General features: G+C 45.7%; 18 protein-coding genes. 8 read left to right on the plus strand and 10 right to left on the minus strand.

Annotated elements, in window-relative coordinates:
* Positions 1-213, plus strand: a 213-nt coding sequence (locus Q0785_RS17895; protein WP_298833229.1) for a hypothetical protein, incomplete at its 5' end; no start/stop codon positions are given.
* Here the strand turns inward: Q0785_RS17895 and Q0785_RS17900 are convergent.
* The 3 genes from Q0785_RS17900 to recX are packed head-to-tail and all read right to left on the minus strand — an operon-like array spanning position 202 to position 1,589.
* On the minus strand, positions 202-453 hold the full coding sequence (locus Q0785_RS17900; RefSeq protein WP_298833232.1) for a YfhJ family protein: 252 nt from the start codon (positions 451-453) through the stop codon (positions 202-204). The genes Q0785_RS17895 and Q0785_RS17900 overlap by 12 nt on opposite strands.
* Before the next feature lie 4 nt (positions 454-457).
* Entirely contained in the window at positions 458-790 is a 333-nt protein-coding gene (locus Q0785_RS17905) for a YfhH family protein (RefSeq protein WP_223642773.1), read from the minus strand.
* Positions 783-1,589: a recombination regulator RecX gene (gene recX / locus Q0785_RS17910; protein ID WP_298833239.1), complete on the minus strand. Its 807-nt coding sequence runs from the start codon at positions 1,587-1,589 to the stop codon at positions 783-785. The genes Q0785_RS17905 and recX overlap by 8 nt, the downstream gene beginning before the upstream one ends.
* A 103-nt stretch (positions 1,590-1,692) precedes the next feature.
* Here recX and Q0785_RS17915 point away from each other — a divergent pair, with 103 nt between their 5' ends.
* Together Q0785_RS17915 and rlmD are read left to right on the plus strand one after the other, a co-directional pair.
* Positions 1,693-2,592 carry a TIGR01777 family oxidoreductase gene (locus Q0785_RS17915; protein ID WP_298833242.1) on the plus strand — a complete coding sequence of 300 codons (900 nt, stop codon included), beginning with the start codon at positions 1,693-1,695 and terminating at the stop codon, positions 2,590-2,592.
* Positions 2,593-2,633: 41 nt separating this feature from the next.
* On the plus strand, positions 2,634-3,998 hold the full coding sequence (gene rlmD / locus Q0785_RS17920) for a 23S rRNA (uracil(1939)-C(5))-methyltransferase RlmD (RefSeq protein WP_298833244.1): 1,365 nt from the start codon (positions 2,634-2,636) through the stop codon (positions 3,996-3,998).
* Positions 3,999-4,327: 329 nt separating this feature from the next.
* Here rlmD and Q0785_RS17925 read toward each other — a convergent pair whose 3' ends face one another.
* Positions 4,328-5,506, minus strand: a complete 1,179-nt coding sequence (locus tag Q0785_RS17925; RefSeq protein ID WP_298833247.1) for an MFS transporter — start codon at positions 5,504-5,506, stop codon at positions 4,328-4,330.
* A gap of 78 nt (positions 5,507-5,584) precedes the next feature.
* Between Q0785_RS17925 and Q0785_RS17930 the strand changes: the two genes are divergently transcribed.
* The 3 genes from Q0785_RS17930 to Q0785_RS17940 all read left to right on the plus strand — a co-directional run bounded on the left by Q0785_RS17930 (position 5,585) and on the right by Q0785_RS17940 (position 8,563).
* Positions 5,585-5,965 (plus strand): OsmC family protein, encoded by a 381-nt coding sequence (locus Q0785_RS17930; protein WP_298833250.1) that lies wholly within the window; start codon positions 5,585-5,587, stop codon positions 5,963-5,965.
* Positions 5,966-6,299: 334 nt separating this feature from the next.
* Positions 6,300-6,494 carry an SE1561 family protein gene (locus Q0785_RS17935; protein WP_223642791.1) on the plus strand — a complete coding sequence of 65 codons (195 nt, stop codon included), beginning with the start codon at positions 6,300-6,302 and terminating at the stop codon, positions 6,492-6,494.
* Between the two features lie 200 nt (positions 6,495-6,694).
* Positions 6,695-8,563 (plus strand): heavy metal translocating P-type ATPase, encoded by a 1,869-nt coding sequence (locus Q0785_RS17940; protein WP_298833255.1) that lies wholly within the window; start codon positions 6,695-6,697, stop codon positions 8,561-8,563.
* Positions 8,564-8,652: 89 nt separating this feature from the next.
* Here Q0785_RS17940 and Q0785_RS17945 read toward each other — a convergent pair whose 3' ends face one another.
* Together Q0785_RS17945 and Q0785_RS17950 are read right to left on the minus strand one after the other, a co-directional pair.
* Positions 8,653-9,627 (minus strand): YihY/virulence factor BrkB family protein, encoded by a 975-nt coding sequence (locus Q0785_RS17945; protein ID WP_366522848.1) that lies wholly within the window; start codon positions 9,625-9,627, stop codon positions 8,653-8,655.
* Entirely contained in the window at positions 9,566-10,093 is a 528-nt protein-coding gene (locus Q0785_RS17950) for a YtxH domain-containing protein (RefSeq protein ID WP_298833257.1), read from the minus strand. Before Q0785_RS17950 ends, Q0785_RS17945 begins: the two co-directional genes overlap by 62 nt.
* 188 nt (positions 10,094-10,281) lie before the next feature.
* Between Q0785_RS17950 and Q0785_RS17955 the strand changes: the two genes are divergently transcribed.
* A complete protein-coding gene (locus Q0785_RS17955) occupies positions 10,282-11,643 on the plus strand; it encodes a sodium:alanine symporter family protein (RefSeq protein ID WP_298833259.1) in 1,362 nt (453 codons plus the stop codon).
* Positions 11,644-11,701: 58 nt separating this feature from the next.
* The gene (locus Q0785_RS17960) at positions 11,702-11,923 is read left to right on the plus strand and encodes a DUF1128 domain-containing protein (RefSeq protein ID WP_223642805.1); all 222 of its coding nucleotides are present in this window, start codon (positions 11,702-11,704) and stop codon (positions 11,921-11,923) included.
* A 476-nt stretch (positions 11,924-12,399) separates the two neighbouring features.
* Here the strand turns inward: Q0785_RS17960 and Q0785_RS17965 are convergent, their stop codons facing one another.
* From Q0785_RS17965 to Q0785_RS17980, 4 genes are all read right to left on the minus strand, one after another.
* A complete protein-coding gene (locus tag Q0785_RS17965) occupies positions 12,400-13,386 on the minus strand; it encodes a class I SAM-dependent methyltransferase (protein ID WP_298833261.1) in 987 nt (328 codons plus the stop codon).
* Positions 13,383-14,690 (minus strand): NAD(P)/FAD-dependent oxidoreductase, encoded by a 1,308-nt coding sequence (locus tag Q0785_RS17970; protein ID WP_298833411.1) that lies wholly within the window; start codon positions 14,688-14,690, stop codon positions 13,383-13,385. The genes Q0785_RS17965 and Q0785_RS17970 overlap by 4 nt, the downstream gene beginning before the upstream one ends.
* A gap of 111 nt (positions 14,691-14,801) precedes the next feature.
* On the minus strand, positions 14,802-15,713 hold the full coding sequence (locus tag Q0785_RS17975; protein ID WP_298833264.1) for a pseudouridine-5'-phosphate glycosidase: 912 nt from the start codon (positions 15,711-15,713) through the stop codon (positions 14,802-14,804).
* Positions 15,710-16,804, minus strand: a complete 1,095-nt coding sequence (locus Q0785_RS17980) for a carbohydrate kinase (protein ID WP_298833268.1) — start codon at positions 16,802-16,804, stop codon at positions 15,710-15,712. Before Q0785_RS17980 ends, Q0785_RS17975 begins: the two co-directional genes overlap by 4 nt.
* Positions 16,805-16,854: the final 50 nt, after the last annotated feature.

Genomic DNA, 16,854 nt, shown 5'->3' on the forward strand with positions numbered 1-16,854 from the left:
CAGCGCCGTGGCAAAGAGCGCCACTTTGCTGTTCTGGCTTATGCCTGTCAGAGCTATACGGGCGCTTCCGCTTTTCTTTATTGTCCAGACTCCAGCGCCAGCTCTTCGGGTCATAAGCCAGCCCAGCGCCGTGGCAAAGAGCGCCACTTTGCTGTTCTGGCTTATGCCTGTCAGAGCTATACGGGCGCTTCCGCTTTTCTATTAATCTTTTAACAAATGTGCATATTTCGGATTGGTACTGGCAAATTCATGGATTTTGTCGCCATAACTCTCAATCCACTGGCGCATCACTTTCTCGACTACCGCCGTTCCTTGGTAATCGTATCCTGCTTTTGCATAGGAGGATTCAAAATCGGAAGCCAGCAATTCGATCCACGTACGTGCTTTTTCTTCCGATAGATTTGGGTTTTTTTCCAATAGCTCGATTGTCAGTTGCTCAATAATCTCTTTCATCCGTTTACTTCCCTTCCTTCAACGGGCGCAGCATGGAAATCGGCAACGCTTCCGTATGTTTTTCGCCGCCCATCCGGTACCCCCAGGCAAATCTGCCTTTTAAATAATCGATTTGAAAATAGACGTTCGGATCTCCTTCGATGCGGTACACTTCGCCTTTTTTGAAATCGGCGGGATCCAATAGATAAGCTGCAGCCATCATGGCTTTCCGTTCCAGCACCGCAAATTCATTGACGATGCCCAGTTGTTCAGCTTTTCTGGCTTTTTCTTTCAAACGCGCGATTTCTCCGCGAAGCTCATGTTCAGTCATATCGCTGTAACGCTTTTCTTCAGTCATCTTCAAACTCCTTCTTTTCCAAGTATTCACTGATTACTTCATTTGGAAAACCTTTTTGGTATAGCCCTTGCTTAACTTTTGACTTTAAATCGTAGCCTGTCAGTTTTGAGCTATGTTTACGCCACAATTTATCGCCTTGCTCCGTGATCATCTCGGACCATTGATCGTCATCTTTTTCAAGATCCAGCTCTGCAATCGCCAACTTGATCAGCGAATAATTATAGCCTTTTCTCATCAAAGTATCACTGATTTTCTGATGGATTTGGCTAGGCGTCTTCATCTTCTCCTTGTCGGCAATTTTCTCTGCAAGGCCTTTGGCAACTTCAAGTTGTTCTTCTTCAGAATAGGAATCCAAAACATCTTTTTGCATCTGTTTGTCAATTCCTCTCTTTTGCATATCCTGCTGGATTGCACGCGGCCCTTTTTTGCCCGAGTTGATTTGTGTCCGCATCAGCGCCTCTGAAAATTGCTGATCATCCAGAAATTTGTGGGTATACAATTTCTTGATGGCTTCATCTATTACAGCATCGCCGTATTCTTTTTCTTTCAGTTTCTGGCGTACTTCGCCTTCACTTCTCATCCGAAATCCAAGGTAATAAAGAGCTTTATTATAGGCTTTTCGGACTTCGTCCTCGAAGTTGATCTCTTCGATCGTCCATTGATCGAGCTCTTTCCCTTTGGTGAGCTGATACCTGATAAGCACCGCTTCATCCACGCTAAAAGCATATTTATCTTCAAAAAAGATATTATACCTTTCAGGGTTTTTCTTTCCCTGTGTGATTTTCGAAATAATCGGCATTTACTGGCACCTCTCTTCTTCTCATATTATACACCTTTCATACTGACATTGGCATAGCCAGACGCCAAAAAGGGTATGCTAAGAAGAAATGGAGGCGATGAAGATGAAAATAGCAATTACTGGTGGAACTGGATTTGTCGGTGAAGAATTGACGCGTCTTTTGCTCGATAGAGGCGATGAAGTATATATTTTGACGAGAAAACCGAAAAACGCTGCCGATAAAATTACATATGTAAAATGGCTGTCGAAAGATGCCGTTCCTGAAAGGCAGCTGGAAGGCATCGATGCTGTCGTCAATTTAGCTGGAGCTTCCATAAACGATGGACGCTGGAGTGAAGAACAGAAAAAATTGATCTACACAAGCCGTATGGACGCCACCAATGAATTATTGCGGATCATCCACAAACTCGAGAAAAAACCGAAAGTGCTTGTGAATGCGAGCGCGATTGGAATTTATCCGCCATCCGAGTCGGTTACTTATACAGAAGCTTCCGCCGATCGGGGTTCTGATTTTCTCGCGCAAACTGTGCGCGATTGGGAAATCCTTGCCGCCCGAGCCGAAGAGGAGGGCCTGAGGGTTGCCTTTGGCCGATTCGGCATCATTCTTGGAAAAGAAGAAGGTGCTTTGCCGCTGATGGCGTTGCCTTATAAATTGTTTGCAGGAGGCACCGTTGGCTCCGGTAAGCAATGGCTGTCTTGGATCCATGTGAAGGATGTGGCGCGGGCCATCGCTTTTGCACTGGATAACGACCAGCTGAGCGGAGCATTTAATGTCACCGCTCCCAACCCTAAGCAGATGAAGGATTTCGGTAAAGAAATTGCACATGCACTCAAGCGTCCGCATTGGATTCCGGTTCCTTCCTTCGCATTGAAAACGGCTTTGGGCGATAAGAGCCAATTGGTTCTCGAAGGGCAGCGAGTCCTTCCGACTGTCCTCGAACAGCATGGATTTCAATTCAAGTATCCTAATTTACGATCGGCACTGGCTGATATCTATAAATAAGGCTATAATGAAGGGATGATTAACTGAAGGACGTGATATCCATGAACGAACAACCCATTATTGAAGAAGGCCAAATGTTTCCATTGACCATTAAGCGGCTCGGCATCAACGGCGAAGGCATTGGCTATTTCAAACGCAATGTGGTATTTGTACCGGGAGCTTTGCCAGGTGAAGAAATCACCGCGCAAGTAACTGTAGTCAAGCGGAATTTTGCCCAGGCCCGCATCGTTAAAATGCGCACAGCTTCCCCACACCGCCAGACGCCGCCCTGCCCGATCTATGAAGCATGCGGCGGCTGCCAACTGCAGCACATGAGCTACGACCAGCAATTGGTCGAAAAGCGCGACCTTGTCGTACAGGCATTGGAACGGTATTTGAAAGGCACCAAAGTCCATGTGGAGAATACCATCGGCATGGAAGACCCTTGGCATTACCGGAACAAAAGCCAATTCCAGACACGCCTGAAAGGTACAAAAGTCATTGCAGGATTATTTGCGGAAGGTTCCCATCAATTATTGGATATCGAGCAATGCATCGTCCAGCATCCCGACACGACAGTCATCACCAATGCCGTCAAACGGATTCTGGAAGAATTGAAAATGCCGATTTACGATGGCAAGACGATGAAAGGCATTATCCGTACCATCGTTGTCCGCACCGGTGTAAAAACTGGTGAAATTCAATTGGTGCTGGTCACGACACGTTCCAAGATTCCACAAAAGGAATTATTGCTGGAACGTTTGAAAAAAATTGATACTAACCTGGTATCAATCGTCCAGAACATCAACAAAGAAAAAACCTCCCTTATTTTCGGGGATGAAACGGTTACTCTATTCGGCAAAGACACCATCCATGAAGAGCTCGGCGAATTGGCATTCGATTTATCGGCACGCGCCTTTTTCCAGCTCAATCCGACTCAAACCGTCAAACTATATAATGAAATCAAACGCGCTGCTGAATTGACCGGCCAGGAAAAAGTCGTCGATGCCTATTGCGGCGTCGGCACAATCGGCTTATGGCTGGCGGACGGTGCAAAAGAAATACGTGGCATGGACGTCATCCACGAAAGTGTCGTCGATGCCAAAGCCAACGCTAAAAAACAAGGCATCACTGCAAAATACGTTACAGGTACAGCCGAAAAATGGCTGGAGCTGTGGAGCAATGAGGACTTTGTACCTGATGTACTAACGGTCGATCCACCGCGTACCGGTTTAGATGACTCATTGTTGAAAACCATTTTGAAAGTAAAGCCGAAACGATTCATCTACACATCCTGCAACCCTTCCACATTGGCAAAGGATCTGCAGCAACTGACGAAAATCTACCGCATCGAATACATTCAACCGGTCGATATGTTCCCCCAAACCGCGCAAGTGGAATCGGTAACGAAATTGGTATTGAAATAAGAAAAGCGGAAGTGCCCGTGTAGCTCTGCCGGGCATAAGACGATCTGGCGAAGTGGCATGTTTCCAGCCGCACAGCACGAAAAGTAGAAGTGCCTGTTCAGCTCTGACAGGTGTAAGATGAGCTGGCGAAGCGGCATGTTTTCAGCCGCACAGCCAGATCGGCTTACATACCGAAGAGCTAGGCACTGAACTAGACACCTGAGTGGCTTATGACCCAAAGAGCTGGGCGCTGGAGCTGGACAATAAAGAAAAGCGAAAGCAGCCCAACAACTTATGCTGAACAAAAAAACTGGACCAGAGAAATTCTCTGGCCCAGTTTTTTGATTAAATTATATGGTACGCACCTTTTTTGCATTGCCATTCAAAGCAATGAGCACTGCGATGAGCATCAAAATCCCTGCGATCAACAACAGGAAGCTGAGGCCACCGGAATATTCGATGAACAGCCCGCCCATTGAGGGTCCCGCCAGACTTCCGATACTGAAGGCGATGCCGCATAGTAGATTGCCTGTAGGCAAAAGATCTTTCGGCATCAAGTCAGCCATGTAGGAAATGCCCAGCGAAAATGTGGAGCCGACAAACATACCGGCCAGCGCAAAAAATCCGACGGTCAGCCAGGCATTGGATTCATAAAAGCTGGCAGCAGCAAACACAGCCGCTCCCCCTATCAAAGCCAGCAGCAGAACTTTCCTTCTGCCAATCCGGTCGCTCAGATTTCCCAAAGGCAGTTGTGTCGCAATGGCTCCTGCTGAAAATGCTGCCAACATAATCGATACCATGCCCACTTCTATCGACTGCCGCAAAGCATAGACCGGGTAGATGGCATTGAGAGAGGCTTCCAAAAAACCGTAGCCGAGGGGCGGCAAAAATGCCACCCATGCAATAATTAGAGCCGCTTTGAAACGTCCGGCTGTTCCTTTCGTTGTTAGGGAACTTCCGGATACTTCAGGAAAATCATTCTTCAGTGAGAATACCAATGACCAGGCTAATAGACAAAGAAGTCCCGATACGATGAATGGCAAAGCTTCAAATAGTTCCACCATAGGAACAAAAAGGGGTCCCGCGCCGAAGCCCACACTGAAAGACATACCGTAAATAGCGATATTGCGCCCCAACCGATGCTGGGGTGAGGTACTGGTGATCCATGTTTGCGTCGAAAAATGCAAAGCCTGATCGCCGATGCCAATCAGGATGCGCAGCACAAACCAGAATAGGACCGATTTCCAAAGAGGAAACAGAAGCAAAGACAGAATGACCAGTCCCCCACCCACCAAAATCAAGGGCTTATAACCGAATTTCCGCAGTTGTGGTTCCATGAATGGTGCAATCAAAAGAGTTCCCACATACAAACCTGTGGCACTCAAGCCATTTAAAGCGGAGGAGACACCATCCTGTTCAAAAATAACTGCAATCAATGGCAGCAGCATGCCTTGTGAAAATCCAGAAATCGAGACGATGGCCACCAGAATCCAAAATCGGCCACGCTCACTTTTTAAAAAAACTTTCATGATGCCTCCCCGAACAAGCACGTTCTTTTGTATTTATTAGGAATTCAGATACAATTCTAACATAGGAGGCGTTTACAGATGAATTATTCAATGAATAAAAATGGCTTCACGGGACATATGCCCTTTGGGGAACTTCAAATCTCGAGCAACGAGGAGTACGGCTTCCGGCCGTATCAATTATTGGTTTCTTCACTTGCAGTCTGTAGTGGAGGCGTCATGAGAAAAGTGCTTGATAAGATGCGGATGCCTCCTGAAGATATTCAAATCGAGGTTAAAGAGCTTGTGCGCAATGAAGAAGAGGCGGACCGGGTTGAAAAAGTCCATCTGCACTTTATCGTCACCGGGGATATCAACGAAGAAAAAATGCCTCGAGTTATGGAATTGACCCGTAAAAACTGTTCGATGGTACAGTCGGTCAAGGATTCAATTGAAATCATTGAAAGCTTCGAAATCCGTTAAGCATCAAAAAAGGCTCATTCCGTATCTGATGTCAGATTGCGGATGAGCCTTTTATGGTTTATATACAGTTAAATTATTTATCATAATCTCATTCTCGTCTCAGATGCCGACGAAATGTGCGAACCCCCTCCTTCGATATTCCTGATGTTGTGGTCTGGTTTCGCTGATTCCCTTCGGCCTCCCCTCTCGTTTAATTAAACTTAATTTAACACAAACTTATCATTAAGTAAATATTCAAAATACATAAAAGAGTAAAATAATTAGTTCTACCTATACTTTATTGAAATCTGCGTCAGTTTCCGTTACGATTAACATGCGAAATGAGGTGTATCAATTGGGGAAATCCATTACAAACAAAGAACAGCAAGTTTCTTACATGAAACAGCGCTTGAGCATGTTTTTGGAAGTATTAGATGCTATTGAACCGGAAAACACGGAACTTGAAGATATTGATCGCTTGATTGCGATGGTCGATGATTTAGACGACAAGATGAAACAATTCCAGGGCCGTCCAACTGAAGAGCAGTAAACAGTAATCCGTTGCCCCATGTGGCAGCGGATTTTTCTTTTGTCTTCTACTGATGATTGCGCACCCTTTTGCTTGCATAGAATGTGATACTATAAAGAATAATCGGATTTTAAATATTCTATTCTCTTAAAATGACTTCATGAAAAGCTTTTATTCACCGCGTCCAGTAAATTTGCTTTCAGGAGAAAGAGGGTACCATCATGGCATTTTTTAAAACTCATATCGAATTGATCGCATCGATTCTTTCAGGAATTTTAATCATCATCGCCTTTACACTGGAACTCCAGAATTACATCACGTACTCAGTCATCACCTATTTACTGGCCTTCGGGATTGGCGGATATGCCAAAGCCAAGTACGGCATCCTGAAAACCTTGGAGGACGGGCAGCTGAATGTCGAAATTTTAATGATTTTGGCAGCTGTTGGCTCTTCCATCATCGGCTATTGGACAGAAGGAGCCATTCTGATTTTCATCTTTTCCTTAAGCGGAGCGCTGGAAACCTATACCATGAACAAAAGCCGAAAAGAAATCACATCCCTGATGGAAATCCAGCCAGAAGCAGCTTGGTTGATAAAGGAAGGGCAAACGGTCCGTGTCCCTTTGAAAGAACTGGCTCTGGGAGACTTTATTGTTGTCAAACCAGGTGAGCGGATACCAGTTGATGGCATTTTGCAGACTGGCCAGACAGCTGTCGATGAATCAGCGATCAGCGGCGAAGCTTATCCTGTCTCTAAGTACGAAGAGGACGAGCTGTTCGCAGGAACCGTCAACTTGTCTGGTGCCATCACGATGGAAATGACCAAGCCGAGTTCTGAAACTATGTTTCAGAAAATCATCGACCTGGTTCAATCTGCACAAAGCGAAAAGTCCCCTTCCCAGCAGTTTATCGAACGTTTTGAAGGCCGTTATGTAAAAGTTGTGCTTTTAATGTTTGTACTTATGCTGTTTTTGCCGCATTATATTTTCGGCTGGGATTGGAACACGACCTTTTATCGTGCCATGGTCTTGCTGGTTGTGGCTTCCCCTTGCGCGCTTGTCGCTTCCATTATGCCCGCCACACTCGCAGCGATTTCCAATGGTGCTAAAAGCGGCATCATTTTCAAAGGCGGGATGCACCTCGAAAATTTGAGTGTGGTCAGAGCCATCGCTTTTGACAAAACCGGCACCTTGACTCGCGGCCAACCCGAAGTCACAGACTTTGTCATTCGACAAGGAGCAAACCCCAAGATCGTCATGGCCAATATTGCAGGAATCGAATCCCAATCCAATCACCCGCTGGCGAAAGCCATCAGTGATTACGTAATATCAAAAGGAATCGATCCGTTACCGAATCTGGCAATCGAAGATGTTCCGGGAAACGGCTTGAAAGCAACTATCGGCAATGAAGTCTATCTCGTCGGCAAGCCTAAATTTGTCGGTGAAGAGCTGGCAGAAGCTTTTGAAGATGGGTTACTGGAAAAACTGGCCAATCAGGGGAAAACGGTCACTTTTGTCCGAGACGAAGAAGGTATCCTTGCCGCTATGGCTTTGAAAGACACAGTGAGGGACATCACCAAATCAACGATTGAAGAATTGAAAAAAGCAGGCATCTACTGCATCATGCTGACGGGAGATAACCGGAAAACAGCAGCAGTCATCGCCAAAGAAACCGGCGTCGACGATTACATTGCAGAATGCTTACCGTCCGATAAAGTGGAAGAATTGAAAGTACTGCTTAAAAAGTACAAGTATGTAGCGATGACAGGTGATGGCATAAATGATGCCCCTGCTTTGGCAACGGCAACGACTGGAATTGCGATGGGTGCCGGAACTGATATTGCTTTGGAAACTGCTGATGTCATTTTGATGAAAAATGATTTATCGCGGATCGCCTACTCCATCCGTCTTTCCCGGAAAATGCAGCGCATTGTCAAACAGAATATCTTCTTTTCAGTTTCTGTCATCATCATGCTGATCATCTCAAACTTTTTTCAGACCATCACTTTGCCGATCGGCGTTATTGGACATGAAGGCAGCACCATTTTGGTCATCTTAAATGGCTTGCGGATGCTCAACCGCAATGTATGAGTGGGGGCCAGGCAGCCGGAAGGAACAAGAGAGTGAAAGATGGTTTAATAGTTGATTTCAAAACAAAAAAGGACAGCTTGAGATGCATCTCAGGCTGTCCTTTTCTTAAGTAAGTGCCGCCGTTCTTTCATCACCGCGTTTATTTGCCCACCAACAATCAATAACATGGCTGAGATATAAAGCCACAGCATCAATATGATAACCCCACCGATACTGCCGTAAGTAGCTGAAAAATTCCCGAAATTGCTGACATAAAGTGAAAACAAGTAAGAAGTCAGCAGCCAACCGCTTGCTGCAAAGGCGGCGCCTCCCAAAACACTCAGTATACTCATCTTCACATTAGGAGCCAGCCAATAGATGATGGCACAGGCTACAAAAGTGATGATCCCCGGAATGGTAAAACGGATGGAGTTCCATAACGCCAGAAACCCTTCTTCCAATCCAAGAAATGAGAAAATCAGCAAGCCCAGCTGCTCTCCAAAGATGGGCAACGCCAATGCCACGATTAGTATAAAAATCAGCAGCACCGTCATTATAATCGACATTCCCCTCGCTAAAAGAATTGGGCGATCTTCCGCAACTTTATAGGAGAGGTTCAGCGATTTAATCAAAGCATTCATTCCGAGGCTTGCCGACCAGATGGTTGCCAAAATACCAAAAGACAGCAAACCTGTATTTTGATTAGTTAAGATTTCCACAAGCGTGCTTTCAATCAGTGTATATACTTCTGCCGGAACTACTTCTTCCAAGAAACTATAAATTTCATCTTCAGATATAGCCAAATACGGCAACAAAGTTACCAGGAAAATCAGCAAAGGAAAAATTGACAAGAGGAAAAAAAACGCCAGCTGCGCTCCAAGTCCTGGCACATCGACGTCTTTAATCCGCTGAAGCAATTCTTTTAGAAACCCAGACCCTGTGGTCACATCGAAAGTTACCGAGTGAACCGGAGCCTGATTTGCATCCTCTTGCTGTCCTGCAGTTTTCATGTCGCTAATCGGATTATGACCGATTCCCAAAATTTGAATTGTTTCCGGACTGATTGCCTGATGTTGATTTAGCATCAGATTGGGGCGACTTATTATCAGATCCTGATGATTTATTGCTAGGTCCTGAAGAAGAGTTCGTATCATCCGTCAAAGAAGAAGTTGGAGATGGATTGTCTTCTTTTACTGCCGAAATTACATCGTCTTTTGTTTCTACAACTGCATTTTTCGTATCCATAAACGCTTCTTTTGTTTCAAGCGCCATTTCTTTCACTTGTGGAGACATTTCTTTCAATTCATTTACCTTGCTTCCAACGTAAGAAGCATCTTCCGAAATGCGTGAATACAGATTTTGCGCTCTTTCAGCCTGTTGCTGGAAAGCCTGCACCAATTCATCTCTATTTGAAGCGTAGTATTTTGCACTGCTGCTAGCTTTTTTCGATTTGTTCACAACATCGTTTCTCGTATTTTTATCAAGTAGTGAGACAATAATCCCCACTGCTGCTCCCACTAATAAACCCGTCATCAATTTGTTTTGGCTCATCCTAAATTCCTCCCAATATAAATATGTTTTTTCACATCTGTTAGGAATTTTCCCTAATCTTTGAAAACTTAAACACTTATACTGAAACTATTTTTTAAAAATAACTTGACTATATTGAAAAACTTTCGGAATATTATGTTTACAGGAGGTTTTTAGATAGAAATAGAATTTAAAAAGGGGGAGAAATAATGGCACAGTTCGAAGAATTATTGGGCACGATCAGCGGGTTTGTATGGGGACCGCCTTTATTGATTTTATTAGTAGGAACAGGAATTTTCTTAACGGTCCGTCTCGGCGTGCTGCAGCTCCGCTTATTGCCTTACGCTTTAAAATTGGTTTTCACTAAGAACACGGATACCACTTCTAAAGGAGATATCAGCCATTTCCAGGCATTGTCGACTGCCATGGCTGCAACTGTGGGTACCGGTAATATCGTCGGTGTCGCAACAGCCGTCATTCTCGGTGGACCAGGTGCTGTTTTCTGGATGTGGTTTTCTGCATTCTTCGGTATGGCCACTAAATACGGTGAAGCTGTACTGGCAGTCAAATACCGCGTAGTCGATGCCAAAGGCCAAATGGCCGGCGGACCTATGTATTACCTTGAGCACGGATTGAAACAAAAATGGCTGGCCGTATTATTTGCCATCTTCGGTGCCATTGCCGCTTTCGGGATCGGAAACGGTACACAATCGAACTCAGTCGCTTCGGTTGTTCGCGACACATTCAGTGTTCCCACATGGATTACAGGAATCATTCTAACCATCTTTACGGCTTTGGTTCTGCTTGGCGGAATCAAGAGCATAGGGCGCGTCACTTCTTTCTTCGTTCCTTTTATGGCATTATTCTACATAATTGCAGGAATAATTATTATGATTTTCAATATGGAACTTATACCAGCCGCTTTCGGTACAATTTTCAGCGCCGCCTTCACAGGTGAAGCAGCAGTCGGTGGTGCAATCGGTGCCGCTATCCGCTATGGTGTAGCTCGAGGCGTATTCTCCAACGAAGCAGGACTTGGTTCTGCTCCGATTGCTGCAGCTGCAGCCATCACAGACCTTCCTGGACGCCAGGCGCTGGTTTCCATGACACAGGTGTTTTTCGATACGATCATCATCTGTTCGATTACAGGTGTCACAATTGTCATGTCCGGTCTTTACACGGATAAATCACTTGAAGGGGCTGCATTGACGACTGCTGCCTTTGAACAGTTCCTAGGAGGAGCTGGTCCGATCATCGTAGCGGTCGGTTTGATTTTCTTTGCTTCTTCTACGATTATCGGCTGGTCTTATTACGGCGAGAAATGTTTCCAGTACCTATTCAAGAATCCGGCATTGTTGATCGTTTACCGCATTGCTTTCGTGTTGATGGTTTTCGTCGGCGCAACAGTATCACTTGACGTCGTCTGGACTTTCTCCGATGTCATGAACGGTTTGATGGCATTCCCGAACTTAATCGGACTTCTTGGTTTGTCCGGAGTTATTGTCTACGAAACAAAACGCATCATCGCCAAAATCAAAGAAGAAAAAGAAGCGGAACGAGCTGGCAATTGACATTACATTTGAATAATGAAATGATTAAGCATATTCACCTGAAAGGCAGGAACTTATCATGGACTTATCAAACCCCTCTCCAGAAAACGTCAGCTTTATGATCGAAGAAATAAAATCGAAATTGCGCATGGTCAATGTAGATGCAATGAAAGCCGAACATTTCAACGCTTCCCAATATGAAGATTTGCGTGAACTGTACGAAATGGTCGCAACTCGCGACAAGTTCAGTACAAGTGAAATGCAGGCCATTGCTACAGAGCTTGGTTCTTTGCGAAAATAAGAGATTTTAAAATCCCCTGAAGGAATTTTCCTTCAGGGGATTTTTGATTTGATGAAAGTTCATGCGTTGCTTTGAAAGGTTAATGGCTGTCGGAGCAGTACGGTCGCCTTAGGTTTTCTTTGTCCAGCTTCGGCGTCTAGTCTCTCGAGTCGCTTCGGACTTGCTGCTAATGGCAAAGGACGCCATTACCTTCAAGTCCTCCAGCGCTTGTCGAGACTGAACAGACGCCTCAGCTTTTCTTTTTGTCCAGCTTCGGCGACCTGTTCCTCGGATCATAAGCTGCCCTTCCTATGCGGCAAAAAAACGCCGCTTCGGAAGTTCATCTTATGTCTGTCGGAGCAGAATGGTCGCCTCAGCTTTTCTTTTTGTCCAGCTTCGGAAGCCAGGTTCTCGGGTCATAAGCCAACCCGGCTATGCGGCTGAAAACACGCCGCTTCGCCGGTCTGTCTTATGCCTTTCGAACCTTAACGGCTTCCTCAGCTTTTCTTTTCATACTGTACAATATACCAACCGCCTTCTTTTATAACGGTTTGGATGCTGAGCAATTCGAGTCCTGCCTGTTCTCCCCACTGCGCCAATTCTTCGCGAGTCGGCAGGCGGTAGAGGTTATCGAATGACGAGAAGAAGCTGTTGAAGACGTTGGCGAATGGCGGACTGTCGCTGCCACCGGCAATTGGGGTCACTACAGACAGGATTCCTTCTTCTTTGATCCAGCTGGCCAGTTCGGTGAATAGCTCCTGGCGTTTTTCGAGGTCGATATAGTGGATGACATTGTTCATCATGACCATGCCTTGTTTTTCAGAAGGCTGATATTGCCAGAGGTCGGCATTTTCAATTGTAATGTTTTCATTTTCTTCAGTGAGTTTTTTTGCAACTTTCGTTACAGATGAGCTGATTTCGATTCCGGTGAAATGCGTCTTCGGGAAGCGCTTGGCTAGTTTTTTGATGTAGCCGCCTTCTCCACAGCCGATATCCAATACGGTTTCGATTTGCGTTTCTTTAAGGCGTCTCGACATTTTCGGCAAAGCCAGGACTTCCAGCAACCGGCTCGTTTCAGCTACTGTAGGCGCATGTTTTTCTTCATCAAAGTGAAGACGTTCCTGTTTGCGCATCATATCGGGATAACTCAGCAATGTCGGAATATGCAACTCCATCATTTCCTTCAACAGGACACCAGAAGAGTTATTGCCTTTAGGTTTCGGCAGTTTCCAGGCATTCCAGGTTTTATAACGGTTTCTTCCCGCTTCTTTCAGATGGCCGATCGATACCCCGACACTCACCCATTGGTTCAGCAAGTCTTCATCCAACTGCAGGGCATCCGCCACATCAAATTGCGTGACCGGGCGTTCGAAGGCTTTGAACAAATCCAATTCATAGCCGACATAGGCATGCCAGCTATAGAGAAAAGGTTCATTGCGTTTCATGTACATTCTGGCTGTAAACATTTTCATGACATCAATCATTGGAGTCCCTCCGCTTTCCATGGATAATCTTCTTCCGGTGTATAGTACTTCAACTCTTTCGTATCTTTTGTTAAATCTTTCATGCGGACGGGCATGATGCCACCTTGAATAAATCGGTCGCGAAAATTTTCCTTCCACATTCCAAGCCCCGAAACGTTCAGCATCTGTTTAAAGTGGAGAATCGGGTCTTCCTCCATCCGCTCGAATGTCCGCTGGCGGATATAGCTCACCGGTTTGAATGGAAATGAATAAGCGAGTGCCGCCAGATGGCTGAGCTGGATCACATGGTCTGCCCGTTTGTAGCGGACAGCTTCATACCATTTCAAGTTATCGCTGTCCTTTTTTTCCTGCTCGAACATATCCGCTGTCAGCTCACCCAGAATATCGGCATCCTGGATTGCCATATTCATCCCTTCCCCCGCCATCGGATGAACAGCATGGCCAGCATCTCCAATGATGGCTTTATTGCCTTTTACATAAGAATCGGCATGGTACATGACAGGAATCATCAATTGAATCTTTTTCCAATCCGCCAATTTCTGCACATAGCCGTCCACTGCAGGAGCCAAATCCGTATATAATTTATGGAAATGGCTGATTGGTTTTTCTTTTAATTCCTTATAGTCTCCTGGAGGAATTAAATAAACACTTCGGACCTGATCGTCCGGCAACGGGAACAGACCGAGGAAACGATTGTACGTGGATATGATTTTGCCGTCCGTGAAATCCTCAGCACGCGGAAACGTGACTGTCAGAAAATGATGGTTGTAGGTAGTCTGCTTTACCTGGATTTCCATCGCTTTTCGCGTAACTGAGGAACGTCCTTCCGCGCCGAAGAAAAAATCTGCTTCCACTTCAAATTTCTCTGTTCCTTTCTGAAGCAAAGCTGTTTTCTCTCCATAGCCTTTGCAGGCAGTCCCTTTCAAGTAATGGAAATTTTCATATTCACAGGCTGCTTTTAGGATGACGGACTTCAGTTCTTCGTGGTGCATCATATAAGCCGCATTGTATTTGCCCGGCAGTACGCTATAATCCATGAACGACTGGTCTTTCACTTGCAGTGAGCTCGAAAGTTCAAGCATATCCAAAACTTTAATTTCATTTGAGCGATCACATACTTTTTTATATATGCCAAGACCATCAAATATCTGCATACTTTTCGGCTGCAGGAGCTCACCCTTATAGGTAGGTGCTTTGACAGCCATCCGTTCGGCGAGGACCACATCGATTCCACGCTGTACCAATTTCAACGCCAGCGTCAATCCACCGATTCCACCCCCGCCGATGAATACATCAGTTTTCATATGCTTCATCCCCTTGTTTCTCCTTACCCTACCTTTAGGAGACTGAAAACCCTTTAAACCTCCCCAACAAAAAAAAGAAGCCCACGAATGGACTTCTTTCACAATTTATCCTTAAAGTTTGTTATAAGCTGCAGCGAGCTCGGCTCCTACTTTCGCGTTGTGCTTAACGAGTTCGATATTGGCGACCAAGCTTTTTCCTTCTGTCAACTCTTTAACTTTTCCTAATAGGAAAGGAGTAACTTCTTTGCCGGAAATGCCGTTTTCCTTCGCTTCAGCCATCGCCTGTGCAATGATGCCGTTGATGAATGATTCTTCCAGTGCATGCTCTTCAGGAATTGGATTGGCGATGACTGCCCCGCCTTTGATCCCTAAATCCCATTTCGCTTTCAGAACTTGAGCCAGTTCATCTGCACCGTCGCTGCGGAACGTCAGGTCAAAACCGCTTGAGCGGGTATAGAATGCAGGCATTACATCTGTTTGGTAGCCAATGACCGGAACACCTTTGGTCTCTAGATACTCCAATGTCAGGCCGATATCCAGAATCGACTTTGCCCCAGCGCAAACGACAGCGACTCCAGTGTTCGACAGTTCTTCCAAATCTGCCGAGATGTCCATCGTCGTCTCAGCGCCTCTGTGCACCCCGCCGATGCCGCCTGTAGCGAAAACGCGGATGCCTGCAAGTTCTGCACAGATCATCGTTGCTGCGACGGTTGTAGCGCCGATTTTTTTGGTTGCGATCAATTGGCCGATATCTCTTCTTGATACTTTGGAAACCCCTGGAGTATTGCCGAGCATTTCCAATTCTTCCTCGGACAAGCCGATTTTGATCTTGCCATCCATAATTGCGATGGTTGCAGGAACTGCTCCATTATCGCGAATAATCTGCTCTACCACGCGGGCTGTCTCAACATTCTGTGGATATGGCATGCCGTGTGAGATAATTGTGGATTCGAGTGCCACGATCGGTTTTTTGTCCTCTAGTGCTTGTTGTACTTCAGTTGAATAGGAAATCATTGATGTCATTGTAATTCCTCCAGTTCTTTTTGTAATAGTATGGCTGTCAGTTCATGGCGGACAGTGGCATTGCTTTCCAGGGTCTTTGCTGCATTGACCATGCCTGAGTGGATGACGGATTCAAATTCCTGGCCATCCATGACGCTGTGGACGATGGCACTGGAAAATGCATCTCCTGCTCCTGTCACATCGGCAACATGGTCGACTTGCATGGCATGGTAATGGCGGATGCCCTCAGAATTGCCGGCTATCGCTCCGTCTTTTCCTCCTGTGATGACCACAGCTTCCGCTCCTTGATCCAAAAGCTGCTGCGCTGCCTTATGCCAGTCATCCATTGATTCGATAGGTATTTGTAGAAACTTGCTCGCTTCGTCGCGGTTCAAGATCAGCCAGCTGATGCCTGCCAAATCTTTGCCCAGCCGATCCATTTTTGGAGCGGATACCGGGATGACAGCCAGCGGAATTTTATTGGCCAGTGCCAACTGCCGAACATATTCCACTGTTTCAAGTGGACAGTTCAAATCGATGACAAGAAAAGCTGCTGACAATAACGTGCTGTCATTTTTAGAGATATGGTCCGGTGTCAGGGAATCGTAGATTTTCATATCAGCCATCGCCAGCAGCATCTCACCATCCGGTTCCAAAATCGCTGTATAGGTTCCTGTCGAAAGCCCGTCCATTGCTTTTGTCAATTCAGTCGACATGAAAGGGCTCGAAGCCGCTTCAATCAAATTCCACTCGGGATCATTGCCGACAATCGACAGCAGCTTGACGGAATGGCCGAGGCGTCCCAAGTTTTCTGCAACGTTCCTTGCAACTCCACCGACACTTCCGGAAACGGAAGCTGGATTTGAGGTACCCATCTGCGCCGGCCGATCCATGAGAAACTTTCTGTCGACATTGGCACCTCCGATGCTAATAACCGTTTTTTCTTCCGGCAATACGTAAGCCCGCCCCAAAATTTTTCCTTGCCGCATGAGATTCGAGATGAAATTGGCCAATGAAGGCCTGGACATATTCAAGCGTTCCGCCATTTCCTGCTGGGACAAATAAGGATTGCGGCGGATCAATTCCAACACTTCCACTTCTTTCTGGTTCATTTCAACACCTCCGTTCAAACATTTGTTTAAATCATAAACTTTTATAATAA

The sequence above is a fragment of the uncultured Planococcus sp. genome (assembly GCF_947501725.1).
In the GTDB taxonomy this organism is placed as follows: domain Bacteria; phylum Bacillota; class Bacilli; order Bacillales_A; family Planococcaceae; genus Planococcus; species Planococcus donghaensis_C.